Origin of the sequence: Flavobacterium tistrianum, from assembly GCF_003254545.1 — a bacterium.
Classification (GTDB): Bacteria; Bacteroidota; Bacteroidia; order Flavobacteriales; family Flavobacteriaceae; genus Flavobacterium; species Flavobacterium tistrianum.
This window is the reverse complement of record NZ_QJRH01000057.1, coordinates 14,529-38,871: the sequence shown is the minus strand read 5'-3', so window position 1 is coordinate 38,871 and position 24,343 is coordinate 14,529. Positions and strand designations below refer to the sequence as shown.

Here is a 24,343-nt window from a genome sequence, read left to right as displayed (position 1 = left end):
ATGAACTTACTTCGAAAATTACTTTTCCCATTCGCTATTTTATACGGATTTATTACTTCAATCCGTAATTTTCTTTTTGATAAAGGAGTTTTGAAATCAACATCATTTGATCTTCCAGTTATTGCTGTTGGAAATTTGAGTGTGGGCGGAACTGGAAAAACCCCACAAATAGAATATTTGATTCGATTATTATCTGATAAATACAAAGTCGCAACCTTGAGCCGTGGTTACAAGAGAAAATCAGAAGGTTTTGTTTTGGCTGATGAAAATTCGAATGCTGAAATTCTGGGAGACGAGCCTTTTCAGTTTTATCAAAAATTCCCAAATGTTATGGTGGCAGTAGATGCTAATCGTACAAACGGAATTCAGCAGTTGCTTTCTCAAAATGAAAAACCAGAAATTATTTTATTGGATGATGCTTATCAGCATAGAAAAGTAAAAGCAGGATTTTATATTTTACTGACCTCTTATGGAGATTTATACTCAGATGATTTTATGCTGCCAACTGGGAATTTGAGAGAAAGTAGGAGTGGAGCAGAAAGAGCAAATATTGTTGTTGTGACAAAATGCCCTAAAATTTTAACTGAAGAAGAGCAGTCAGAAATTAGATTGAAATTGAAATTAAATACTGCGCAGCAAGTCTTTTTTACTTTTATAGATTACGATTTAGTAGTTTATGGCAAAAGTGAAAAAATTACAGTTAACGAAATTAAGTCAGAGTCAAAAATTCTTTTGGCTGGAATTGCAAAACCAAAACCATTTTTTGATTATTTAAAAAATGAAAGTGATGAATGTCTTGCTTTTCCAGACCATCACCATTTTTCTGAGGCAGATTTAGATTCGATTAAAGTCAAAGCAAACGGAAGAAAAATAATTACAACCGAGAAAGATTATGTACGTTTGAAAGATTCAGATTTAGTTGATCAATTATATTATCTGCCAATAAAAAGCTCTTTCATCAACCATCAGCAAGACTTTGATACTACGATTTTAGAGTATGTAAAAGAAAACTTAGAACTTAGTATCTTAGCATCTCAGAACCTTAGTTAATTAAAAAACTTAGCAATAGTGCTGTAGAAATCGTCTGGGACAAAAGGTTTTGTAATCACATCATCCATTCCGAAAGAAAGAAGCATATCGCGATTTTCGTCAAGCGAAATTGCTGTTAAAGCTATAATTGGAGTAGCTTTATCAAACTCACGAATCAATTTAGTTGCAGTTGTTCCGTTAATACCAGGAAGATGAACATCCATTAAAATCATATCAAAACGTTTGATTTTTAAAAGCTCAACAGCATCTTCCCCATTGTCCACAATCTCGCAAGTAATGTTTTTGTTTTCCAGCATTTTACGAGTGATCATCTGATTGATTTTGTTGTCCTCAATCAATAAAATAGATTTGTTTTTCAATTGTTTGTCATTATAAGGTTTTACTTCTTCAATTACTTCCAATGGTTCGTTGTTGACTTTGAAATTTAGCTTGAAAGTAAAAGTAGAACCTTTACCCACTTCGCTTTTTAGTTTTATTTCTCCTCCTAAAAGTTCTATTAGTTTTTTTACAATAGTAAGGCCAAGGCCAGTTCCGCCGTACTTTCTATTAACTTCTATAGAACCTTGAGAAAAGCTTTCGAAGACAGTTTGAAGTTTGTCTTCTGGAATTCCAATTCCAGTATCGACAATTTCAAAATACACTGTCGCATTATCTTCTTCTTGCGAATACAGTTTTGCAATAACATTTACATGTCCGTTCTGAGTAAATTTTAAAGCATTGTTAATTAAATTTAATATAATCTGAGATAATTTGGTAGGATCTCCAATTAAATTATCAGGAATCGCTTTGTCTATCTCTAAATTAAAGTAGTTTTTGTTGGCAGTCGCCAGCTCTTTTAACGAACTTTGAATATTAAAAAGCAATTCTTTTAAATTAAAGCTGATATTTTCAACTTCTGCTTTAGTCGAATCAATTTTATTAATTTCTAAAATTTCATTGATAAAAGTGGTTAAATAGTTTCCAGAGAATTTTAAAGACTCTAAATACTTAAGTTGTCTTTTCTTTGGTTTGTCTTCAAGTAGAATATGGGTAATTCCGTTAATGGCATTTAACGGCGTCCGGAGTTCATGACTTACAGTCGACAAAAATTCAGATCTTGCTTTGGATGCTTTTTCTGCTTTATTTTTTGCTAAAATTAATTCTTTATTTTTTTCGCGAAGAAGTAAGTTGTTCTGATTTCGAATGATGTTGTTTTTATACAAAGCCAAACTCAAAAGAGATAAAATCGAAATAAGGGCAATTGCTAAAATGCTGACTAACTTAGAATAGCGATAAGTTTTTAGTTGGAATTTTTCTTCGCTTTCTCTTTTGATAGTATTGTTTAAAGATTGATTTTTTTTGAACTTTTCATATTCGTTCAAATCAATTTTGGCATTTTTTAATCTTAAAAGATAATTTTCAATTTGATAATGTTCATCTAAATAAGAGTAGGCCAGATCATAATTTTTATTTTGTTTATAATATTGGCTTATTGCTAAAATGATTTTTGATTTTTTTGGAAAATCATTAATTTTAGAATTGTATTCTAATGCTTTGTCAAAATATATTATTGCCGAATCATTTCTTTTGAGCTGTCCTTCAATTAGACCAAGCTGATAGTACGCATCTACTTTTGTTTTTATAATTGCGTTATTATCTGGTTTTTTGGTAATAGTTTTAAAAGTTTTGACAGCTGATTTAAGGTCGTTATTGGTTTTAAAAGCCAAGGCCTTTTGATAATTTAATACTTCAGCATTGTCTTTGATATCTAGCTTTTTTAATAAATCTTGGGCTTTTGTATAATAAATCGTAGCTGTTTTATAATCTCCTTTGGCAGTATTGGTTACTCCAATATAATGCAGAGCCAAAACTTTTGTGCAGCTAGGTTTTAAGGTATCAAATAAAGAAACTGTTTTGTGGAAGTTTTTTAAGGCATCTTCAAATTTTCTCTGATTATAATAGATTTTGCCAAGCTTGAAAGTTTGATTGGCTAGATCTTCTTTTTTGCCATTTCCTTCACAAAAAATAATTGACTTTTCTGTGTAAAAAATGGCCTGATTGTACTTTTTACTGTTCAGATTAGTATTTGCAAGCTTGTTATAATAGGTGACGCTATCCGTATTCTTCTTGGCTTGAGAATACAAAAACGAGTTAAAAAAACAAACAGCAATAAAAAGACAGTATTTCATGTATGGCAATGCTTTTACAATGAATCTTATTATTTTCTTATCAGTAAAATTAAATCAATCAATCTTGATGAATAGCCAATCTCATTATCGTACCAGCCTACAACTTTTACCATTTTGTCGATAACCGAGGTTAGCTGAGCATCAAATAAACAAGAATGTGTGTTGCCAATTACATCAACCGAAACAATTGGATCTTCGGTGTAATCTAATATTCCTTTTAAATTTGTTTTTGAGGCTTGTTTAAATGCTTTATTTATTTCTTCAATGCTAACAGCACGTTTTACATTGAAGGTTATGTCTGTTAATGAACCGTCTGGAACTGGGACTCTAATGCCGCAGCCACCCATTTTATTATGCAATTTAGGAAAAATTTTTGTTAATGCCTTAGCTGCACCTGTTGTTGTTGGAACAATCGACTGACTAGCGCCTCTTGCGCGACGCAAATCCTTATGTGGCTGGTCGTGAAGACTTTGGTCTGTCGTAAAAGAATGTATAGTCGTAATGTAAGCTTGCTCAATTCCGCACAATTCTTCAATAATTTTAATCATTGGAGCAGCATTATTTGTTGTACAGCTTGCATTTGAAACTATATCTTCGTTTCCATCCAAAATATGTTCGTTTACACCAAGAACTACTGTTTTTATAGTATCAACTTCTGAAGGAGCAGAAAGAATTACTTTTTTTGCTCCAGCTTCAAGATGCGCATTTAATTCTTCATGCGTTTTATATTTACCTGTCGATTCGATTACAATATCAATTGAATGTGATTTCCAGTCTATATTTGAAATACTTTTTTCATGAAAAAAGAAAAAATGCCTTCCATCTACAATGATGCTGTTTTCGTCGTGACTTACTTCATAAGGCAAGACACCATGAATACTGTCATATTTAATTAAATGCGACATGGTTTTGTTGTCTGCAATGTCATTTATAGCAACGACTTCAATTTCAGGGTGATTTAAAAGCAATCGGAATAGATTTCTCCCGATTCTTCCAAATCCATTAATAGCAATTCTTGTTTTCAATTATTTGGTTTATTCGTTTAATCGTTAAAATCGTTTAATTGTTTTAAACCGTTAAACGTCTCTGCGATTAAACGATTAACCAGTTAAACGATTAACCTAAAATTTATAAAATATGTTTTTGTGCTTTGTATGAAGAACGAACAAGAGGTCCGCTTTCTACATGTCTGAAACCTAATTCAAGACCAAATTTTTCATATCTGGCAAATTGTTCAGGCGTGATGAATTCTTTTACAGGAAGATGTTTTTTGCTTGGCTGTAAATACTGCCCAATTGTTACCACATCAACATTAGCATTTTTTAAATCTCTCATTGTCTGGAAAACTTCTTCTTCAGTTTCTCCAAGACCAAGCATAATTCCAGATTTTGTTCTGTTAATCCCTTTTTCTTTTAAATAGCGAAGAACTTCTAAACTTCTGTCATATTTTGCCTGAATACGAACCTCGCGAGTCAAACGTCGTACAGTTTCCATGTTATGAGAAACCACTTCAGGATTTGCTTCTACAATACGATCTATATTTCTTTCAATTCCTTGAAAATCTGGAATTAAAGTTTCAAGAGTAGTTTGCGGATTCATTCTACGGATTGCTCTTACGGTTTCCATCCAAATGATAGAACCTCCATCTTTCAAATCATCTCTGTCAACACTAGTAATAACAGCATGTTTGATGTTCATGATTTTAATAGAACGAGCAACTTTTTCAGGTTCGTCCCAGTCTACTGTTTCAGGTCTTCCGGTTTTTACACCGCAGAATCCGCAAGAACGTGTGCAGACATTTCCTAAAATCATAAAAGTCGCAGTTCCTTCGCCCCAGCATTCTCCCATATTTGGGCAGCTTCCAGAAGTACAAATGGTATTTAAACTATATTTATCAACTAAACCTCTAAGTTCAGTGTATTTTTGTCCGATAGGTAATTTTACTTTTAACCACTTAGGTTTTGTGGTTTGTGTATTTTCAGTGACTGTTTCCATATATCAATGTTCAAAGTACAAAGATACGGAATGTAGTTTATTTTGAGATGTTTATTTGCTTTTCGTTTACATATCTTGTTAATAGGTAATATTTAAGATAATTTAATGCAATTGTTAATAGTTTGCTTTTTAGTATTTTTTGAGGTTTGTTTTTTGGTTTCTATCTAATATTTTGATATTCTGTTAGGTTTTTGTGGAATATAAAAGTTCGGTCTTAATCTGTTATAAATTTGGCTTCTTGAGAACTTGCAAAATTCATGCTGTGCTAATTTTGCTGTTAATTTAATAGTTTAAAAACCATGAAAAAAAGAATTATTGTATTAGGAGCTTTATTTGCAATGTTAAGCTTCACCAAAACAAACGCACAGATACTTTCAGATAAAACTATGGGAGCTTTAGGTAAAGGTATTTCTGGATTTACTTTTAGTGATGCAGATGCTGCGGCTTTGGCCAAACAGTCTATTGCAGAAATGGATGCAAATAATCCAGTTGCAGATCCAAAAGATGGCTATTCAATTCGTTTAGATCGCTTATTTGGAAAACATACTACTAGCGAAGGAGTTACTTTGAATTATAAAGTGTATTTAGTAAAAGATATTAATGCTTTCGCATGTGCAGACGGTAGTGTTCGTGTGTTTGCGGGTCTAATGGATATGATGGATGATAACCAGCTACTTGCTGTTATTGGTCATGAAATCGGGCACGTTGTTAATCATGATACAAGAGATGCCATAAAAGCGGCTTATAAAAAAGAAGCTTTATTGGATGCTGCATCGTCTCAATCAGGAAAAGTAGAAACTCTTACCAAATCTCAATTGGGACAAATAGGAAGTGCTATGATTGATAGCAAACATAGCAGAAAACAAGAATCTGAGGCAGATGATTTCTCTTATGATTTTATGAAAAGAAATGGTTATGATGTGAACGCTGTAGAGTCGGCTTTTAGAATTCTTCAAAATTTAAGTGAAGGTTCTGAGGCGTCTTTTATGACTAAGATGATGAGTTCGCATCCTGATTCAGGAAAAAGAGCCGATGCGGCAAAAAAGAAAGCTACAAAAGACGGTTTGTATCATGCTTATGAGCAACAGAAAATTGTAAATTCAGCTCCTGCAACTGCTACAAAAAAGACAACTACAACAACGAAAAAGTCAAGTACAGCAAAAAAGAAATAAACTATATATGATTCAAAACCGGTAAACCTAAAAAGTTTGCCGGTTTTTTCTTTTTTAAACAGAATCAAAATCTATTATAGATTGATTATCAGCTCGTAAAAAAGTTTTATCTTTATTTGTTGAAAAACAAGTTTTGTGTGAAATTAAAATAGCATTTTGTTATGCTACATTTGTTGTTAAATTGTAATTATAAAAAATATGAAAAAGAAATTTATAATAGTAGGACTTTTATTTACAGCATTTGGTTTAACTAAAATGACTGCACAGATTAATTTTGGAGATAAAGCAATTGGGGCAGTTCAGAAAGGAGTTACTGGCTTTACTTTTAGTAATGCCGATGCAGCAAAATTATCTAAAGAAGCTGTAGATAAATTAGATGCTGAAAATGAAATTGCTGGGCCAACTGATGGTTATACTTTAAGATTAAATCGTGTTTTTGGAAAACATGCATCTGGAGACGGATTTACTTTAAACTATAAAGTATATAAATTGAAAGAAGTGAATGCTTTTGCAACTGCAGATGGAAGTGTTCGTGTTTATTCAGGATTAATGGATATCATGGACGATAATGAATTAATTGCTGTAATTGGACACGAGATCGGACACGTCGCAAATAATGATTCTAGAGATGCAATTCGTGCAGCGTACCAAAAAGAGGCATTAATGGATGGAGCAGCTTCTCAGTCGGCAACTGTGGCAACAGTTACAGATAGCCAACTTGGAAAAATAGGAAGTGCAATTATTGACAGTAAATACAGCCGTAAACAAGAATCGGAAGCAGATTTATTTGCTTACAATTTCATGAAGAAAAACGGCTACAATGTAAATGCTGAAGAATCTGCGTTTAGAATTTTGGCAAAAATGAGTGAAGGTTCTCAAGCTTCGTTTATTGACCAAATGATGAGTTCGCATCCTGATTCTCAGAAAAGAGCTGACGATGCTAAGAAAAGAGCAGAGAAAGATGGTTTGTATAAACCGTATGTGCAACAAAAAATTGTAAATACAGCTCCTGCAACAACGACTAAAAAAACAACTACAACTACGAAGAAAACAACTACTGCTAAAAAGAAATAAGAGTTGTGTCTTAAAATAACAAACCCCAGTAAATTGATATTTGCTGGGGTTATTTTTTATCCTAACACATGAAAAGCAAGAATCTTTTGCACTTCATAAACATTAACAGATTTGTTGAATTGTTTTACGATGCTTGGGTGCTGTTCGCTAGAAATCCATATTTTTAATTCGGCATCAAGGTCAAAAGTTCCTGCGGTTTCTACGCTAAATCTTGTGATGCTTTTATAACCAATAGATTTATATTCTGTTTTGCTTCCTGTAATTCCTTGTACATCGACTAAGATTAATCTTTTATTGGTGAAAATGAATGTGTCACGAATAAGTTTGAAACCCATTTCGATTTCTTCATTTGCAGTTAAAAGCTGTCCGTATTTTTTAATTAAATCTTCTTGGTTTACTGAACCTGCGTTGCCAAGAATAGCTGAAAATATTCCCATTATTCTGTTTTAATTTAGTTAAAATGATTTCCGTTTTGAAGGAGTAAATGTAGTGGATTTTAGAATTAATGGAAACAAAAAAAAGCAGAACCGAAGTTCTGCTTTTTCACTTTTTCAAAATATTTGTATTATTCGACTTCTGTTTTTATTGTGATAGGAAGATTGTATGCAGTTCTCACTGGTTTTCCGTCTAGAATTCCTGGTGCCCATTTTGTTTTTAATGATTTTAAAACTCTAATGGCTTCTTTTCCCATACCATATCCAGGATCATTTCTAACAATAATGTCAGTTAGCGATCCGTCTTTCTCAACTACAAAAGAAACGTACACTCTAAGTGTTTTTTCTACGTCAAGCTCTGGTCTTTGGAAATTGTTTCCAACATATTTGTAAAACTGAGCAATTCCACCTGGGAATTCAGGTTGTTTGTCCAAAATTGCAGAAGAAACAGGCCCTTCAATTTTAGGAGCTACTGAAGCAACAACTCCATTGCCTTCTCCTCCTCCTGTTGTAGGTAAGGTATTAGTAGCGGTTCCGGTTCCAGAAGTGTTTTCTACAACTGGTGCATTTTCTGTATTAGGAGCGATTTCCTTAACAGCTTCTGTTGTTGTTACAACTACAGGATTGGTTAATTGAACCGCTTCTGTTTGGCTCGCCGCAGTTTGCTCAACCATAGGCGCAGGCGGAGCTGGCGGTGGAGGAACAGTAGTTGGATCAACGTGTACAATCGTAGGTTCGTAAATCCTAGGTTCTGGCTCGACTTCAACAGACGAAGTCTTTAATTTGCTAATAAGTACAGGTGCACTTCCTAAAGCCGTTATTAACAATAAACCCATAAAGAGAGCTGTAACAGAATTTTTGGAATTCTCCTGGCGTAATTGGTACGCGCCGTATTCTTTGTTTTTGTTCTCGAAAACAAGATCGGTCCACTTGTTTTCATAAATGCTTAATTTAGACATAATTTTTGGGTTTTAAGGTTAAGTAACTTTAAATCATACGCAGAAAAGGTTTTAGGTTTGAGCTAACAACGTAAATGTTGTAGTTTTAATGTTGTGGAAATGTTTTTGTTTTAAGAATAAATGTGAGAATAATTTATTCTTTGATTAAAGATAGTAAATTATCTATTACGTTCGATAATTTCGGCTAATAATTTTTTAGCACGTAAAAGCTTTACTTTAACACTGCTTAATGGCTCATCAATTTTAGCGGCAATTTCCTGATAAGACATTTCCTGAAAATAACGAAGTTGAATTACTTCTTGGTAGTGTGGTTTAAGTTCTTTGATGCATAGAAGCAGACGCGAAAGATTCTGTTCTTTAATTAAAGCATCTTCTGCAGATGGAGTAGGGTCGGCAATGTTGTATGCCTGCTGGTCCTCGTTGTCGGTGATTTCTATAAAAAGATTGGTTCTCTTTTTTCGAAGCAAATCAATATAAACGTTTTTTGCAATTGCAATAAGCCAGGTATTAAACTGAAATTCTGAATTATAAGAAGCAATTTTGTCAAAAGCTTTAGAGAAAGTTTCTATGGTAATATCTTCTGCGGTGGTCTCGTTTTCGGTACGTTTGAGCATAAACGAATACACCTCATTCCAATAATGATCTAATAAAAAAGTAAAGGCGATTTGATCGCCTTTTTTTGCTTTTTCTATTTTAGAATTTATTTCCAATATACGGGTTTTGAAAAGATATTAGTTATAAAGATATTAATTTGCGTTAATATTAGCGCTATCTCAACAACCGGAAACCAAATTTTAATGTCTTTTTCTTTTAATTTTCCTGCTGAAAATCCAACCACTGTCCAAACAATAGTGTAGCGTGTGGCTAAAATTGCAAGTACGGCGATCCATTGGAATTGAAATGCTAATAGTATAATAACTAATATAAAGAAGAATAATTGCGATAGGAAGAATAATCCCAATTGCATTTTATCAAAAAACTTGTAATGTTCTGCAGTAGAAATATGTCTTCTTTTTTGAGTAAACCATTCTTTATAGGTTTTCTTAGGTTCTGAATAGGTAAAACTTTCAGGTGTATAAGAAATAGTTGTGTTCGCTTTATTTGCTGCTTGATTAATGAACAAATCGTCATCGCCAGAACGAATCTGAATATGATCTATAAAGCCATTTACATTAAAAAATTCTTCTTTTTTGTAAGCAAGATTTCTTCCAACTCCCATATAAGGAAGTCCCATTTTTGCCCATGAAAAATATTGAATAGCGGTTAAAACTGTTTCAAAGCGGATAATTTTATTTAAAAAAGAGCGCTCTACTTTTTCATAACCTCCGTAACCCAAAACGATTGTTTTGTCTGTGGTAAAATGTGAAGTCATAGAAGTAATCCAATCTTTAGAATTTGGAAAACAGTCTGCATCTGTAAAAAGTAAATAATCTTTCTTTGCGGCTTTTATTCCAAGGGTTAAAGCATATTTTTTATTTCCCCAAAAAGCTTCGTTGTTTTCAACTTTTACTAGACGGATATTAGAGAATTCTTTTTCAAATTCTTCAAAAACTTCAAGAGTTTCATCGCTAGAAGCGTCGTCAATTAAAACAACTTCAAAATCAGGGTAATCTTGCTGTGCCAAAAGCGGAATATATTTTTTGACATTCTCTTCTTCGTTTTTAGCGCACACAATTACAGAAACAGGAAGGTTTTTAGGCTTCACGTGCTGTGGTTTGGCAAAAGCAAATTTTCCAAAAACTCCGAGATAATAAAAAAGTTGAACTGCAACAATAGCAATAAAAAAGTAAAATATGTATATAAGCATCTGATTTATTTGATTCTATTAATTTCACGTTCTGCGACTGCAAATGTACTTATCAATTCGCTAAATTCAATAGCCAAAACCGATTTACTTTCGGCATTTTGACATTTCTTTTGCAACAGCAATAGACTGAGGGTTTTCGGTTTTTTCCAATTCCGAAATTATGTTTTTATAATTGTGATCGTCACGATTTTGGGAGAGTTTTTTTGTGGCTTGAATTTCTTCAATTTCGATTTCAAAACCAAAGATTCCTCGTGCTTCACGCATGGTCTTTTCAGATAAATCTTCAACGCGAACAGGACTCTTAGAATTCGCTTCATATTTATCTACCAGCTTTTTCAATTGTTCTACCGAAGTTTCATAATCGACAATCTTGATTTTTCCATAAACATGTACGGCTATATAATTCCAAGTCGGAACATTTTCGTGATCATACCAAGAAGAAGAAATGTAACTGTGCGGACCCGTAAAAATGGCCAAAATCTGATCATTTTCCTTAAAACCTTCAGCTTGGGGATTAAGCTTCGAAATATGCCCTTGCAAAATTTCTTTTCCATCAGCATTCACTTCCAATTCTATCGGAATATGCGTTGCACATAATTTTCCGTTAGTCTGATTAATCAGGATTCCAAAACTGTTTTCTTTCAAAAAAGCTCTTATTTCTTCCTGATTTTCGTTTTTGTATAAATCTGGTGTATACATTTTTTTTTTTTTTTTTAGGTTCAAAGGCTCAAAGAGACAGAGGTTCAGAGGTTTGAAAACTTTAATCCCTAAATCACATTCACTTCTGCTTCGATTTGAATACCGAATTTTTCAAAAACAGTTTTTTGCACTTCTTTTGAAACAGCTAAAATTTCTTGTCCTGTTGCATTTCCGTAATTTACCAAAACCAAAGCTTGATTTTTGTGAACTCCTGCATCGCCAAAACGTTTTCCTTTAAAACCTGCTTGTTCAATCAGCCATCCTGCAGGAACTTTTACTTCGGTTTCTGAAACTTCGTAGAATTTCATTTCTGGGAATTTCTGATGGATTTTCTCAAAATCAGATTTCAATAAAATCGGATTTTTGAAGAAACTTCCGCTATTTCCTAATTCTTTCGGATCCGGCAATTTGCTTTGTCTTATGGCAATTACAGCATTACTTACATCTTTTAAAGTGGGTTCTGCAATATTGTTTTTGGCTAATTCTGCCAAAATATCGCCATAAGAAGTATTGATTTTGTGATTGCGTTTGGTCAGTTTAAAAATAACCGAAGTAATAATATATTGGTCTTTTACTTTATTTTTGAAAATACTTTCTCGATAGCCAAAATTGCATTCAGCATTGTCGAAAGTTTTAATTTCCTGAGTTGCAATATTCATGGCTTCGCAAGAAACAAAAGTGTCTTTTATCTCAGTTCCGTAAGCGCCAATATTTTGCACTGGAGTCGTACCAACATTTCCAGGAATAAGAGACATGTTTTCTAATCCGCCAAAATTATTGTCTATCGTCCAAAGAACGAAATCATGCCAAGTTTCGCCTGCCTGACTCTCAACCCAAACAAAATCGTCGTCTTCTTTTGTGATTTTTTTTCCTTTTAAATCAATATGGATAACCAATGCGTCAATATCTTTGGTTAAAAGCATATTGCTTCCGCCGCCAAGAATGAATTTTTTCTCGTTTTTGTTTGCTGATAAAATGGTTTTCAATTCATCAACAGAATGTACTGCAACAAATTGTTTTGCACTGGCTTCAATGCCAAAAGTATTATATTTTTTTAAAGAAAAATTGGATTGGATTTCCATAAATAAAAGGCTTTTTAATCTGAGTCAAAAGTAAGGATTATAATTTATTCGGAAGGGGTTTTAAATAAATATCAGGTTTCGAAAACTAAATCAATTTCTTTTGTAAATTTGAAAGAATTGTAATGTTATAATTATGAAGCTTTTTTTTCTTAAGAATAAGATTTTACTCTTTTTAGGTCTGTTTATTTCAGTGTCTTCTTTTGCTCAATCAGATATTGTCGGGAAATGGGAGACTAGAGATATAATTGGGTATTCTGATGTTCTTGAATATTCTTTAGTAAAAAACAAACAACAGAATAATGGACGAAGTATAACATTTAAGCAAGATGGCACATTTTTTTGTGATGCGCCAGTGAAATGTCTTAATGATTGCTTCGTTTTTACTTCTGGAACTTATAAGCAAGTTGATAGTGATTATATACAATTGATTGTAAAAGATGCTCATTTTATTGGTTTAACTTGCAAGATGAAAAATCTAAATAAAGAAGATATTGTTAGAGATTTAGGTTTTTTTTACATTCATAAAGAAGGAGAAGCAATTCGATTGATTCCAAATAATAAGGTTTTGAAGGATGCTGAAAAGCTTTCTATGGCTTATCCCCAATAATTTTTATTGCAAAGACCCAAGCTTTGCGTTCATAGCGTAAACCCTTGCGAACTTTGCGGTTAAATATTTATAGAATTCAACAACTCATGATATTTCTTTGAAATAATCATCATATTAATATCGTAATTCGCATTTTCTTCCACAAATTTTCTATTTCGAATAATCGCCAGATTTCGAGATTCAGCATTTTCAAAAGACCAGATTAATTCATTGGCCAGCATTTCAATATGATCAACTTCAATCAATTGTCCATTTTCTCGATGCGTAATCCAGCTTTGGTTTCCTGGAATATCTGAAACAATAGGATAACAATTGCATGCCATTGCTTCAAATAAAGAGGCAGAAACGCCTTCAGTAGTAGGCATACTGATATAAATATTAGATTGCTGTAATAATTTTGGAAGTTCGGTATTCGGAATTCTTCCTGTAAAAATCACTTTGTTTTCTATTTGGAGTTCTTTTGCTAAATCTTTTAAAAATTGCAATCTATTTCCGTCACCAACAATGGTCAATGTAAAATCGATTCCTTTTTGATTTAAAATTCCGAAAGCTTTTAAAATAGAATCGTGACGATATTCAGGTTGAAGCGAACGTGTTACAATGGCTTCAATTTTGTTCGAATGATTGGTTGAAGGCGTAAAAAGCGATAAATCAATTCCTTTTGGAAGTATTAAAACTTTATTCATATCAACACCAGTTGCTTTCATGTGAACTGCCATTACAGGTCCCCAAGCGTGAATTAAATGCGCTTTTTTGAAAGCATATTTCTGAATAAACTTTTTATAAGGATACAATTTAGATTCTTCAGGCCATAAATCGGTACGGCCTTGCTGTGCGATCGCAATGGTTTTTGACCCAGATAGCGCGGCAAGAAAACCATAACTGGTAGTTCTCTCTGCAATCACCATATCTGGTTTTTCCTTTTTAATTATTTTTCGAATAGAAATAGGAGCGAATAAATATTCTAAAATACGTTTCGATCTATGGTTGTTTGATGTTTGAAGTTCCCAAGTGATAATTTCAAAATCACCAAATTCTTTAAGGCCTTTCATCCAAGTAATGGCATCAGCACGATAAGATTCTCCAAGAAAAAGTATTTTCCTATTCATTCAATTATTTGTTTTGCCACAGATTAAAAAGATTAAAAGGATTTGCAATTGCGAAGAATTAATCTGTGAGAATCTGTGAAATCTGTGGCAAATAAAGCTAAAATTATTCAGTATCTAAAGCGCGATTTATAAATTCGTTGAGTGGTTTTAGGGCAATAAGTTTTTGGCTCATTTTTTTTACAAAATCTTTTTTTGTAACCTCAGAAATATCGTAGGTTTGGCTTGCTGTAAAACTTTTTAATTTTAAAAACTCAATTGCAGGATGGTCTTTTTCGTAACCTCGTGGCATGCTTTTTAAAGAATTGTTTTCATTAAAATCTAAACTTCCAAATTCCTTTTTAAAGTTTTTATCGTTTAAGATTTCCTGTAAATCATCATAGAAAAAAGCAATTTCTTTACGGACTTTCTTTAGCTCTTCTGCATCAGGAGAATAAAATCCGCCAGCAATAAAACTTCCTCCTTTTTCAATATGAACGTAATAGCCCGAACGATTTGCGCCTTTTGCTCCAGCCGACATCCAAACGCCCAAATGAGATTTGTAAGGAGATTTGTCTTTAGAAAATCGTATGTCGCGATTGATTCTAAAAGTGCAGTCTTTTATTTCAAGAAGTTCCAAAGACGGATCAAGAGGTTTCATTACATCCAGAAAATCACTCACCAACTGATGGTAGTCTTTCTTAAAAACTTCATATCGCTTTTTGTTTTCCTGAAACCATTCTCTGTTATTGTTCTTTTTTAAATCGTCTAAAAATTGCAATGATTCTTTCGTTAACATATTCTGTAGTTTTTGATTGCAGTTATTTTTAAAGTTGCCACTACTTACACGAATTTACAGTAATTTTTTGTTGCTTATTGATCAGCTTTGACAAAGTTTTGAACTTTGTCAAAGTTTTAATTCGTGAAAATTCATGTAATTTTGTGGCAAAAAATCACAAATTAAATATCTTATAAGTCTGATGCGTTGATTTTACAATCGCTTCAGTTCTTTCAGGATGCGTGTCAGAAATAAAAAGCTGTCCAAACGTTTCGCTGTTTACCATTTCTATAATTTTGGCAACACGGGTTTCGTCAAGTTTATCAAAAATATCATCAAATAAAAGAATTGGTTTTACACCGCTCTGTTTTTTTAAAAATTCAAATTGAGCCAATTTTAAAGCAATCAGAAAAGATTTCTGCTGACCTTGCGATCCGAATTTTTTTATCGGATGCGAATCAATTTCAAAAGATAAATCGTCTTTATGAATTCCGACAGTTGTGTAATGCAGCGCTCGATCTTTATTAATGTTTTCCTGTAAAAGCGTTAGTAAATCTTTTTCAAACAAATGACTTTCGTAAACCAGTTGTACAGATTCTTCAGATCCTGTTATAGCTTGATGATGCGTATTAAATATAGGTATAAACTGTTCTAAGAAATCTTTTCGTTTTTCAAAAATCGATTTCCCATATTCATTTAATTGCTCATTATATATAGATAAGGTATCATTGTCAAAAGTATGATTGAGCGCAAAATATTTCAAAAGTGCATTTCGTTGTACAATCACTTTTTGATACTGAATAAGCTGATGCAGATACGTAGAGTCAAGTTGCGAAATAACACTGTCCATAAATTTGCGGCGTGTTTCGCTTCCTTCAATAATTAAATCGCGATCGGCTGGCGAAATAATTACTAGCGGAATAAAACCGATATGATCCGAAAATTTATCGTAAGGTTTTCCATTTCGCTTTAAAACCTTTTTCTGCCCTTTTTTTAAACTGCAGACAATCTGTTCTGTTCTTTCGTTCTTTTCCAGTTCGGCATCAATAACAAAAAATTCTTCGCCATGCTTGATGTTTTGAACCGCAAGCGGATTAAAATAGCTTTTTCCGTAAGCCAAATGATAAATAGCATCGAGTACATTGGTTTTTCCAATGCCATTTTTACCCACAAAACAGTTGATTTTGATGTCAAAATCAAAACTTGCTTCTGAAAAGTTTTTATAATTGAATAAAGAGATTTTGTTTAAATGCATTTTTTAGAAAGACCTTATAAAGATAAAGTTTGAAATTTTGCGTCAATTCTTTGTTTTTTCTTCCGCCACAGATTAAAATGATTAAAAAGATTTTTATTTAAAGCTTACATAATCTGTGATAATCTGTGAAATCTGTGGCTAAAACCATTTTTTTTAGCTTTGAAAAGATGATTTAAATTGAGGCTGCAAATTACCGAAAATTATCGATATAATTGGCTTTAGAGCTTTCTTGGGCTTATTTATTTTAGCGCTTTCGCGAAAGGATAAGCGAATCCTGAAAATATTTCTTTTAAAATAGTGATAAAATTGAAATTTTTTACCTCAGTTTCAAGAAAAATTTTATTTTTGCCGTTCACTAAATAAATTTTAAATGGCAACTTACAATAAAAGAGGATATAAGACACCAAAAGAAAAGGAAGTAAAAGAGGTGGTTACTGAAGAGCAACAGGTAATTATTGACGAAAAAGACAGTACAACTGCTGGGGTTTTCTCAAAGTTAGATGAAACTGCTTCAAAAACTGAGGATTGGGTGGCTAAAAATCAAAAAATCATTATTGGTTTAGTGGCTGGTATTGCTGTTGCTACAATTGGATACTTAGCTTACCAAAAATTTATTGCAACTCCTAAACAAGAAGAAGCTGCAAGTGAAATGTTTGTTGCTCAACAAAACTTTGAAAAAGCTGTAAACGGTGTTTCTAGCGATTCATTATTCAAATTATCATTAAACGGTTCAGAAGGTAAATTCGGATTTATTAAAATCGCTGACGAATATTCTGGAACAGATGCTGGAAACTTAGCAAACTACTATGCTGGTATCGCTTACCTAAATACTGGTAAATTTGATGAGGCAATTAAATATTTAGGTGAATTTAAATCTGAGGATGTAGTTTTAAGCGCTTTAGCTAAAGGAGCTACAGGAGATGCTTACTCTCAAAAAAATCAGCAAAAAGAAGCTTTAGATTTTTATGTAAAAGCTGCTGAGTCTAACAAAAACGATTTTACAACGCCTCGTTTCTTATTAAAAGCTGGAAAAACTGCTTTAGCTTTAGGGCAAAAAGAAGATGCTTTGAAGTATTTCAATGACATTAAAGATAATTACGACAGTACTCCAGAAGCAGCATCTGTTGATGCTTTGATCGGATTAGCGCAATAAAAATTTTAGACTTTAGATTTAAGATTGTAGATTTGTAATTAAGAATCTAAATTCTAAAATCAAAAATCTAAAATATAAAAGATGGCTACTGAAAATAAAAATCTATCAGAATACGATAAAAACACAATCCCAAACGCGAAAGACTTTCGGTTTGGGATTGTTGTTTCTGAATGGAATGATACTATAACAGAAGGACTTTATAATGGTGCTTTTGACGCTCTAGTTGATTGCGATGTTCCTGCTCAGCAAATTATCCGTTGGAATGTTCCAGGAAGTTTTGAGTTGATTTACGGAGCAAAAAAAATGCTTCAGACTCAAAATGTTGATGCAGTTATTGTAATTGGATGCGTAATTCAAGGAGAAACCAAACATTTTGATTTTGTTTGCGAAGGTGTTACACAAGGAATTAAAGATTTGAATGTTCAAACGGATATTCCAGTTATTTTCTGTGTTTTGACAGATAATAATATGCAGCAGTCAATTGACAGAAGTGGAGGAGCTCACGGAAACAAAGGAACTGAAGCAGCAATTGCAGCAATCAAAATGGCTTATATTCGTCAGCAAGCTTCAATGTCTCATGCCTTCAATCAGCCATTATTGACTTCTGGAGCGCTTCAAATTGAAGATTCTCCAAAAAAAATAGAAAACGAATAAAAGGCATTTGTTTTAAAAATATTAAAACCTATACTGTTAAAAGTGTAGGTTTTTTTTATGCTTTTTTTGTGATTCTATTAAGTTCTGTCAAATTCCGAATTATATTACATTTGAGTTAGTCTTTAAATTAAGTTTCTATGAAAAAATGTCTACTTTATGTTTTTGTTTTATGTGTCAGTCAAAGCTATGCTCAGAAAAAAATCAATGAAAATTTGAAACAGGAGCTCGATTCAATTATGAAATCTGATCAGATTCTTAGAGAATATATCAATTTTGATACTTCTGAAAGTCGAAAAAAAGAAATAGAAAAAGAACTCGGACGTGAAAATGATCCAGATTTTAGAAAAGGCATTTGGCTCGAAATGCAAAAAAGAGATTCTCTTAACTTGATTAAGATTGAAGAAATTATTAAGCAGTATGGCTATCCAGGGAAAAGTTTAGTTGGCGAACCAACCAATATTGCTGCATGGTACGTTATTCAACATGGGTCAAAAATTGGAGAATATTTGCCAATGATCGAACAGGAAGCGAAAAAAAAGGAGATACCTTTTACTTATTTTGCTAAAATGCAAGATCGTTATCTAACCCAGCAAGGAAAAGAACAAATTTATGGAACACAGGGCCAGATGAAGCAAATAACAAACAAGGAGACAGGAAAAAAAGAGTTTTTTAGTTACGTTTCGCCAATTCAAAATCCTTCTAAAGTTAACGATCGCAGAAAGAAAGCTGGTTTTACAACAACAGTTGAAGAAAATGCCAAAGAAATGGGAATGGAATACAAGGTTTATACTTTGGATGAAATTGCAAAAATGAATTAAAGTAAATTGCAACCTTTCTGTTTTTTAGGCTATTGTGGTTTTTGTTTTTTTTATGATTATTCTTGTTCTAAAAGCCAACCAAAATTCATTAAATTTGTACTTCTTGGTTTGAAAAAACCTAACCTAACTTTAAAACCTATTTTTGCTTAATGTCGAGTATTATTCAATTGCTTCCTGATCACGTTGCTAACCAAATTGCTGCTGGAGAAGTGGTTCAAAGACCTGCTTCAGTCGTAAAAGAATTGTTAGAAAATGCTGTTGATGCTAAAGCAACCGATATTAAATTAATTATAAAAGATGCTGGTAAATCGCTAGTGCAAGTTATCGATAACGGAGTCGGAATGACCGTTACCGATGCGCGCTTGTGTTTTGCCCGTCATGCAACATCCAAAATCCGTCAGGCCGAAGATTTGTTTTCACTTGGAACAAAAGGTTTTCGTGGAGAAGCGTTGGCTTCTATTGCGGCGATCGCCCACATGGAAATGAAAACCAAACAGGATCAAGACGAACTTGGAACGCATATTGTAATTGAGGGAAGTAAATTTGTTTCGCAAGAAGTGGCTGTTTTGCCAAAAGGAACTTCGTTTGCGGTTAAAAACTTGTTTTTTAATATTCCCGCTCGCCGTAATTTCTTAAAGTCAGATACAGTTGAATTTCGTCATGTAATGGATGAATTTCAGCGTGTGGCATTAGCGCATCCAAATATTCATTTTAGTTTTTACCATAACGGAAGTGAAATGTACAATCTTCCAGCAGCAGGATATCGCCAGAGAATTGTGGGTATCATGTCTGGAAAAACAAATGAAAAATTAGTTCCTGTAAACGAAGATACAGAAATTATAAATGTTCAAGGATTTGTTTGTAAGCCTGAGTTTGCAAAGAAAAATAGGGGAGAGCAGTTCTTTTTTGTAAACGATCGATTTATAAAAAGCAGTTTTCTTCACCATGCAGTTATGTCGGCATACGACGGATTACTGAAAGATGGTTCTCAGCCAAGTTATTTCTTGTATCTGCAGGTTCCGCCAAATACAATTGATATCAATATTCATCCAACCAAAACAGAAATTAAGTTTGATGATGAGCAGGCATTATATGCTATTTTACGAGCATCTATCAAACATAGTTTAGGACAGTTTAATGTTGCTCCAGTTTTAGATTTTGATCGCGATGCCAATTTAGATACGCCATATCATTATAAAGACGTAGAAGTTGAAATTCCGACCATTCAAGTTGATGGAACTTTTAATCCTTTTACAGATGATAAAACCAATCAGCATTATAGTAAAGCTGCTTCTGGATCATCTGGATATAGCTCGCGTTCTTCTTTTTCGTCTTCATCAGGATCATCGTCTTCTGGATCGTCATATTCAGGATATTCTAAAAGAGTTGAGCCAACAGCAAGCTGGGAAAGTTTGTATGTTGGTTTAGATACAGAAAATCCTGAAAGTATAGAAAGTTCGCCTTTTACATTCGAAAATGAAGAAGTAACTTCTTCTTTGTTTGATGATGAAGATGTAGAACAAGCAACGCAGAAAACGTATCAAATACATAAAAAATACATTGTATCGCCAATAAAATCAGGAATGATTATTGTGGATCAGCAGCGTGCGCATCAGCGAATTTTGTACGAACAATTTTTACTGAATATGACCGTTAATCAGGCTTCAAGCCAGCAACTGCTTTTTCCTTTAGATTTATTTTATTCGGCATCTGAAATGAAATTGATTGAGGAATTAAAGCCTTCTTTAGAAACCACAGGATTTGTTTTTGACGAAAGTAAAACAGATCACGTTGTAATTTCTGGAATTCCTGTAAATATTACAGAAAGTGAAGTTTCGCAGGTAATTGAACAATTATTAAGTGATTTGCAGGACGGAATTCCAGCAAACAGCTACAGTCAGAATGATACAATTGCCAAGTCAATGGCTAAAAGTTTAGCGGTTAAAACAGGATCTTATTTAACCGAAAAAGAACAAGATAATCTGGTAAACGGTTTGTTTGCCTGTAAAGATCCAAATATTTCACCTTTTCAAAAACCTACTTTCATCACTATGCGTGTTGAAGATATAGATAAAAAGTTTGCTGTATGATGAATATGACTCCAGTAGTTAAACAACTGCTTATTATTAATATTATATTTTTTATTGGCTCTCAGTTAGTGCCAATTTCTTACGAGTATTTTGCGATGTTCTTTCCAGAAAATCCAAGTTTCAAAATTTGGCAGCCAATAACTCACATGTTTATGCATGGTGGGATTATGCATATTGCGTTTAATATGTTTGCATTGGTTTCTTTTGGATCTGCTTTAGAGCATTTTTGGGGAGGTAAAAAGTTCTTATTTTTTTACATCTCTTGTGGTTTAGGTTCGGCATTGCTTCATACAGCGGTAAATTATTACTTTTTTGAGGATACAATTAATATATTGACAGCTAACGGATTTCATAAGGGGGATATCTTAAATATTTTAAGCCAGGGAAAAATAGATACAAGATGGCAGAGTTTAGTAAGTGTTGCTCAATTTGATGGTTTTACTAGTGCATATATAGGAACTGTCGTTGGGGCTTCGGGGGCTATTTATGGCTTACTTACAGCTTTTGCTTTTATGTTTCCTAATGCAGAATTGGCACTTTTGTTTATCCCAGTTCCAATTAAAGCTAAATATTTTGTTCCTGGGCTTTTATTGATTGATTTATTTTTAGGTGTTAAAGGTACTTCTTTGTTTGGTGGTGGTGGTACAGGTATAGCGCATTTTGCACATGTCGGAGGTGCAATTACTGGTTTTTTAATGATGTGGTACTGGAAAAAGAATCAGTTTAATAACAACCGTTGGAATTAATTTTTAACTTTAAAGTATAAATTCTAAAACAAAAGAGTTTCTATGAATATTTTAGATGATTTAAAATTACAGTATAGATTGGGCGGTATTGCCATGCGTGTCATGTATTGGAATATAGCATGTTTTATTGTATCACTTATTTTCTTCTATCAATTTTCAGTTGGTCAATTTGCTTTTCCAAGTTGGCTGGCTCTATCGTCAGATCCTCAGGTTTTTATGTTTAAACCTTGGACTTTTTTAACCTATGCTTTTTTTCATGATGGATTTTTCCATCTGTTGTTCAATATGATGGTGCTTAATTTTGCAAGCACTTTATTTCTGACTTATTTTACGCAAAAGCAATATTTAGGATTGTATCTTTTAAGTGCTCTTTTTGCAGGAGTTACTTTTGCGCTGAGTTTTTATTTTTCAAATATAAGCGGTTCTATTGTTGGAGCTTCGGCGGCTATTATGGCTATTTTAGTGGCGGCGACTACCTATTCTCCTTTGATGAACGTGCGATTGTTTCTTTTCGGAAATGTAAAACTCTGGCATATAACAGCTGTTATTCTAATTTTAGATTTAATGCAGTTTCGCCTAGGAAATATGGGCGGACACATTTCGCATCTTGCCGGTGCTTTCTTCGGATTTGCTTATATAAAATTACTTCAAAACGGTACCGATTTAAGTATCATTGTTTCTAAAACCTTAGATTTCTTTGTAAATCTTTTTAGAAAATCTCCTACGACCCCATTTACAAAAGTTCATAAAAATTACAAAAGACCTACAGAAAAAACGACATCAAGAATTGTTACGAAAGATAAAACGCAACAGCAGATTGATGAAATTTTAGACAAGATAAGCCAGTCGGGATATGATTGTCTGACAAAGGAAGAAAAAGAGTTTTTATTTAAAGCTGGAAAATAAACTTGTAGGAGACTAAATATGAAAAACCTTTCTTGGTTTAATAAAATAATGTTCTTTTTGAACATAGTGCTGACTGTGCTTACATTTAGCATCTATGTTTTGCCTTTTTTAGCACCTAAAAGTTTTCCGCTTTTATCGGTGCTTACTTTGTTTATGCCTGCTTTTTTTGTGGCCAATATATTGTTTTTTGTCTATTGGGGAATTCAGTTTAAAAAACGCCTTATTCTGTCTGGTTTGGTTTTGCTGACCGGAATTACATTCATTAGTAAATTTTATAAGTTTTCTGGAAAAGAGTATGTCAAAGACGAAAAAGATTTCTCTGTAATGAGTTATAATGTACGTCTTTTTAATGTTTTTAAATGGTTGGATCGAGATGATATTCCGTCAAACATTAAAGCTTTTATAGACGAAAAAGATCCAGATATTCTATGTATTCAAGAATATTCAAATTCGGCACATTTAGATTTAAAAGTATATCCGCACCGTTATATTTTTATAGACGGTAAAAAAATCAAAACGGGTCAAGCCATATTTTCTAAATTCCCTATTATAGATGAAGGAAATATCATTTTTCCTAAATCCGATAATAATGTAGTCTATGCTGATATTAAGCGCGGAAAAGATATCATTCGTGTCTACAATATGCATTTGCAGTCCATTAAAATATCTCCAGATGTAAGCGAGATTTCTGATGATATTGATAATGTAAATCAGAAAAAATCACAGCGCATTTATGCTAGAATCAGTAAAGGATTTACGCAACAGCAAGAACAAGCAGAGATTTTTAAGGAAAATATTAAAAAATGCAATTATCCGATTATTATCTGTGGAGACATGAATAACAGTCCGTTTTCATATGTGTATAGAAATATAAAAGGAAAGCTAAAAGATGCTTTTGAAGAGGCAGGAGAAGGTTTTGGAGCAACTTACAAGTTTAAATATTATCCTGCAAGAATCGACTATATTTTTACCGATACTAAAATGAAAGTAAAGCAGTTTGAGAGTTTTCCTGATTTCGAAAATTCAGACCATTACCCTATTATGACTCGACTTTCAATAGATCAGTTTTAGTAAAAGATAATGTTTTGAACAAAAACTTAAGCCATTAACCTGAGCTTATATTAGTTTCTGCGATTTCAAATAATCCATTGCAAATTTACCTTCGTTAAAAAGCAAATCCAAAACACTTAAATTGTTGATAAAACCATGTTTATCATCGAATACCTGAGTATATTTTTCAAAAGAATTTGCATCTTTTTTGCCGTTTGCTAAATATCTGAAATCGGTAAAATCAGCAACTTCGTGAAAGTACTCTGTTGTTTTTCCAAATTCTAGTTTCATTCGAAGGCATTTCGTTACAATGTCTAACACTTCGAAGTTTAAATCCATTAAAAATTGGTGTTTTTTCTCGAAAATAGGAACGATATCATCTTCGAAATACTCAAAGAAAGGTGAGCTTCTATATGCGGCTTCAAGCGATTTAAAATGCTGTTTCTGCCAATCAAATTCGTTTTCGATTAAAATATCTTTTGTCTTTTGATGTGTTGCTTTAGAATGCTTAACAGGAATATTTAGTAATTGAATTCCATTCGGACTATAGATGTATGTTCTGTTTCTATTGGTCTGCTTCTGAAAATTATCTTCCATTTCAAAAGTAATGCTATCAGATTGCGCTATTACTGCAAAATGACTGATAGAAGGGAAATATGTTGGAAGTATTAAGGAATTCATTTTGTTTTGTTTCAGGTTTAAAAGTTTCAGGTTTCAAGTTGACGTTAAGAACGTGAAACTTGAAACCTGAAACAAAAATA

General features: G+C 32.9%; 24 protein-coding genes. 11 read left to right on the top strand and 13 right to left on the bottom strand.

All coding sequences use genetic code 11. The features are described from left to right. The gene (gene lpxK / locus DMB71_RS02035) at window positions 1-1,050 is read left to right on the top strand and encodes a tetraacyldisaccharide 4'-kinase (RefSeq protein WP_111363213.1); all 1,050 of its coding nucleotides are present in this window, start codon (window positions 1-3) and stop codon (window positions 1,048-1,050) included. Here lpxK and DMB71_RS02030 read toward each other — a convergent pair. From DMB71_RS02030 to lipA, 3 genes are all read right to left on the bottom strand, one after another. After that, window positions 1,047-3,218, bottom strand: coding sequence for a tetratricopeptide repeat-containing hybrid sensor histidine kinase/response regulator (locus DMB71_RS02030; protein WP_111363211.1), 2,172 nt, complete (start codon window positions 3,216-3,218; stop codon window positions 1,047-1,049). The genes lpxK and DMB71_RS02030 overlap by 4 nt on opposite strands. Before the next feature lie 29 nt (window positions 3,219-3,247). Then, entirely contained in the window at window positions 3,248-4,243 is a 996-nt protein-coding gene (gene gap / locus DMB71_RS02025; RefSeq protein ID WP_111363210.1) for a type I glyceraldehyde-3-phosphate dehydrogenase, read from the bottom strand. Window positions 4,244-4,346: 103 nt separating this feature from the next. Beyond that, the gene (gene lipA, locus DMB71_RS02020; RefSeq protein ID WP_111363208.1) at window positions 4,347-5,213 is read right to left on the bottom strand and encodes a lipoyl synthase; all 867 of its coding nucleotides are present in this window, start codon (window positions 5,211-5,213) and stop codon (window positions 4,347-4,349) included. Window positions 5,214-5,512: 299 nt separating this feature from the next. On the opposite strand from lipA, the gene DMB71_RS02015 reads away from it, so the two are divergent. Together DMB71_RS02015 and DMB71_RS02010 are read left to right on the top strand one after the other, a co-directional pair. Next, window positions 5,513-6,385, top strand: a complete 873-nt coding sequence (locus tag DMB71_RS02015) for a M48 family metalloprotease (protein ID WP_111363206.1) — start codon at window positions 5,513-5,515, stop codon at window positions 6,383-6,385. Window positions 6,386-6,583: 198 nt separating this feature from the next. Continuing rightward, the gene (locus tag DMB71_RS02010) at window positions 6,584-7,459 is read left to right on the top strand and encodes a M48 family metalloprotease (protein ID WP_111363205.1); all 876 of its coding nucleotides are present in this window, start codon (window positions 6,584-6,586) and stop codon (window positions 7,457-7,459) included. 56 nt (window positions 7,460-7,515) lie between these two features. Here DMB71_RS02010 and DMB71_RS02005 read toward each other — a convergent pair whose 3' ends face one another. The 6 genes from DMB71_RS02005 to murB all read right to left on the bottom strand — a co-directional run bounded on the left by DMB71_RS02005 (window position 7,516) and on the right by murB (window position 12,440). Beyond that, the gene (locus tag DMB71_RS02005) at window positions 7,516-7,896 is read right to left on the bottom strand and encodes a PH domain-containing protein (protein WP_111363203.1); all 381 of its coding nucleotides are present in this window, start codon (window positions 7,894-7,896) and stop codon (window positions 7,516-7,518) included. 128 nt (window positions 7,897-8,024) lie between these two features. After that, window positions 8,025-8,852 carry an energy transducer TonB gene (locus DMB71_RS02000; protein ID WP_111363201.1) on the bottom strand — a complete coding sequence of 276 codons (828 nt, stop codon included), beginning with the start codon at window positions 8,850-8,852 and terminating at the stop codon, window positions 8,025-8,027. A 158-nt stretch (window positions 8,853-9,010) separates the two neighbouring features. Next, window positions 9,011-9,562 carry an RNA polymerase sigma factor gene (locus DMB71_RS01995; protein WP_111363200.1) on the bottom strand — a complete coding sequence of 184 codons (552 nt, stop codon included), beginning with the start codon at window positions 9,560-9,562 and terminating at the stop codon, window positions 9,011-9,013. Then, window positions 9,553-10,659 (bottom strand): glycosyltransferase, encoded by a 1,107-nt coding sequence (locus tag DMB71_RS01990; protein WP_111363198.1) that lies wholly within the window; start codon window positions 10,657-10,659, stop codon window positions 9,553-9,555. The genes DMB71_RS01995 and DMB71_RS01990 overlap by 10 nt, the downstream gene beginning before the upstream one ends. An 84-nt stretch (window positions 10,660-10,743) precedes the next feature. Next, complete coding sequence (locus tag DMB71_RS01985; protein WP_111363197.1) at window positions 10,744-11,358, bottom strand: FMN-binding negative transcriptional regulator; 615 nt, start codon at window positions 11,356-11,358, stop codon at window positions 10,744-10,746. Window positions 11,359-11,426: 68 nt separating this feature from the next. Then, the gene (gene murB, locus DMB71_RS01980) at window positions 11,427-12,440 is read right to left on the bottom strand and encodes a UDP-N-acetylmuramate dehydrogenase (protein WP_111363195.1); all 1,014 of its coding nucleotides are present in this window, start codon (window positions 12,438-12,440) and stop codon (window positions 11,427-11,429) included. A 133-nt stretch (window positions 12,441-12,573) separates the two neighbouring features. Between murB and DMB71_RS01975 the strand changes: the two genes are divergently transcribed. Continuing rightward, window positions 12,574-13,047 (top strand): DUF2147 domain-containing protein, encoded by a 474-nt coding sequence (locus DMB71_RS01975; RefSeq protein WP_111363194.1) that lies wholly within the window; start codon window positions 12,574-12,576, stop codon window positions 13,045-13,047. Between the two features lie 59 nt (window positions 13,048-13,106). On the opposite strand, the gene DMB71_RS01970 is transcribed toward DMB71_RS01975, so the two are convergent. The 3 genes from DMB71_RS01970 to recF all read right to left on the bottom strand — a co-directional run bounded on the left by DMB71_RS01970 (window position 13,107) and on the right by recF (window position 16,165). Beyond that, complete coding sequence (locus DMB71_RS01970) at window positions 13,107-14,156, bottom strand: glycosyltransferase (RefSeq protein ID WP_111363192.1); 1,050 nt, start codon at window positions 14,154-14,156, stop codon at window positions 13,107-13,109. Between the two features lie 103 nt (window positions 14,157-14,259). Further along, complete coding sequence (locus tag DMB71_RS01965) at window positions 14,260-14,931, bottom strand: DUF2461 domain-containing protein (RefSeq protein ID WP_111363190.1); 672 nt, start codon at window positions 14,929-14,931, stop codon at window positions 14,260-14,262. A gap of 154 nt (window positions 14,932-15,085) precedes the next feature. After that, on the bottom strand, window positions 15,086-16,165 hold the full coding sequence (recF, locus tag DMB71_RS01960; RefSeq protein ID WP_111363189.1) for a DNA replication/repair protein RecF: 1,080 nt from the start codon (window positions 16,163-16,165) through the stop codon (window positions 15,086-15,088). A gap of 370 nt (window positions 16,166-16,535) precedes the next feature. Here recF and DMB71_RS01955 point away from each other — a divergent pair, with 370 nt between their 5' ends. The 7 genes from DMB71_RS01955 to DMB71_RS01925 all read left to right on the top strand — a co-directional run bounded on the left by DMB71_RS01955 (window position 16,536) and on the right by DMB71_RS01925 (window position 23,603). Further along, entirely contained in the window at window positions 16,536-17,318 is a 783-nt protein-coding gene (locus tag DMB71_RS01955; RefSeq protein ID WP_111363187.1) for a tetratricopeptide repeat protein, read from the top strand. An 81-nt stretch (window positions 17,319-17,399) separates the two neighbouring features. Continuing rightward, entirely contained in the window at window positions 17,400-17,972 is a 573-nt protein-coding gene (gene ribH / locus DMB71_RS01950) for a 6,7-dimethyl-8-ribityllumazine synthase (protein ID WP_111363185.1), read from the top strand. A 137-nt stretch (window positions 17,973-18,109) separates the two neighbouring features. Beyond that, window positions 18,110-18,790, top strand: a complete 681-nt coding sequence (locus DMB71_RS01945; RefSeq protein WP_111363183.1) for a DUF6624 domain-containing protein — start codon at window positions 18,110-18,112, stop codon at window positions 18,788-18,790. A 149-nt stretch (window positions 18,791-18,939) separates the two neighbouring features. Next, window positions 18,940-20,880 (top strand): DNA mismatch repair endonuclease MutL, encoded by a 1,941-nt coding sequence (gene mutL / locus DMB71_RS01940; protein WP_111363182.1) that lies wholly within the window; start codon window positions 18,940-18,942, stop codon window positions 20,878-20,880. Beyond that, a complete protein-coding gene (locus DMB71_RS01935; protein WP_111363180.1) occupies window positions 20,877-21,626 on the top strand; it encodes a rhomboid family intramembrane serine protease in 750 nt (249 codons plus the stop codon). The genes mutL and DMB71_RS01935 overlap by 4 nt, the downstream gene beginning before the upstream one ends. A gap of 42 nt (window positions 21,627-21,668) precedes the next feature. Then, entirely contained in the window at window positions 21,669-22,532 is an 864-nt protein-coding gene (locus DMB71_RS01930; RefSeq protein WP_111363178.1) for a rhomboid family intramembrane serine protease, read from the top strand. Window positions 22,533-22,550: 18 nt separating this feature from the next. After that, window positions 22,551-23,603, top strand: coding sequence for an endonuclease/exonuclease/phosphatase family protein (locus DMB71_RS01925; protein ID WP_162614761.1), 1,053 nt, complete (start codon window positions 22,551-22,553; stop codon window positions 23,601-23,603). 45 nt (window positions 23,604-23,648) lie between these two features. On the opposite strand, the gene DMB71_RS01920 is transcribed toward DMB71_RS01925, so the two are convergent. Next, a complete protein-coding gene (locus tag DMB71_RS01920) occupies window positions 23,649-24,263 on the bottom strand; it encodes a WbqC family protein (protein ID WP_111363177.1) in 615 nt (204 codons plus the stop codon). Between the last annotated feature and the right edge of the window lie 80 nt (window positions 24,264-24,343).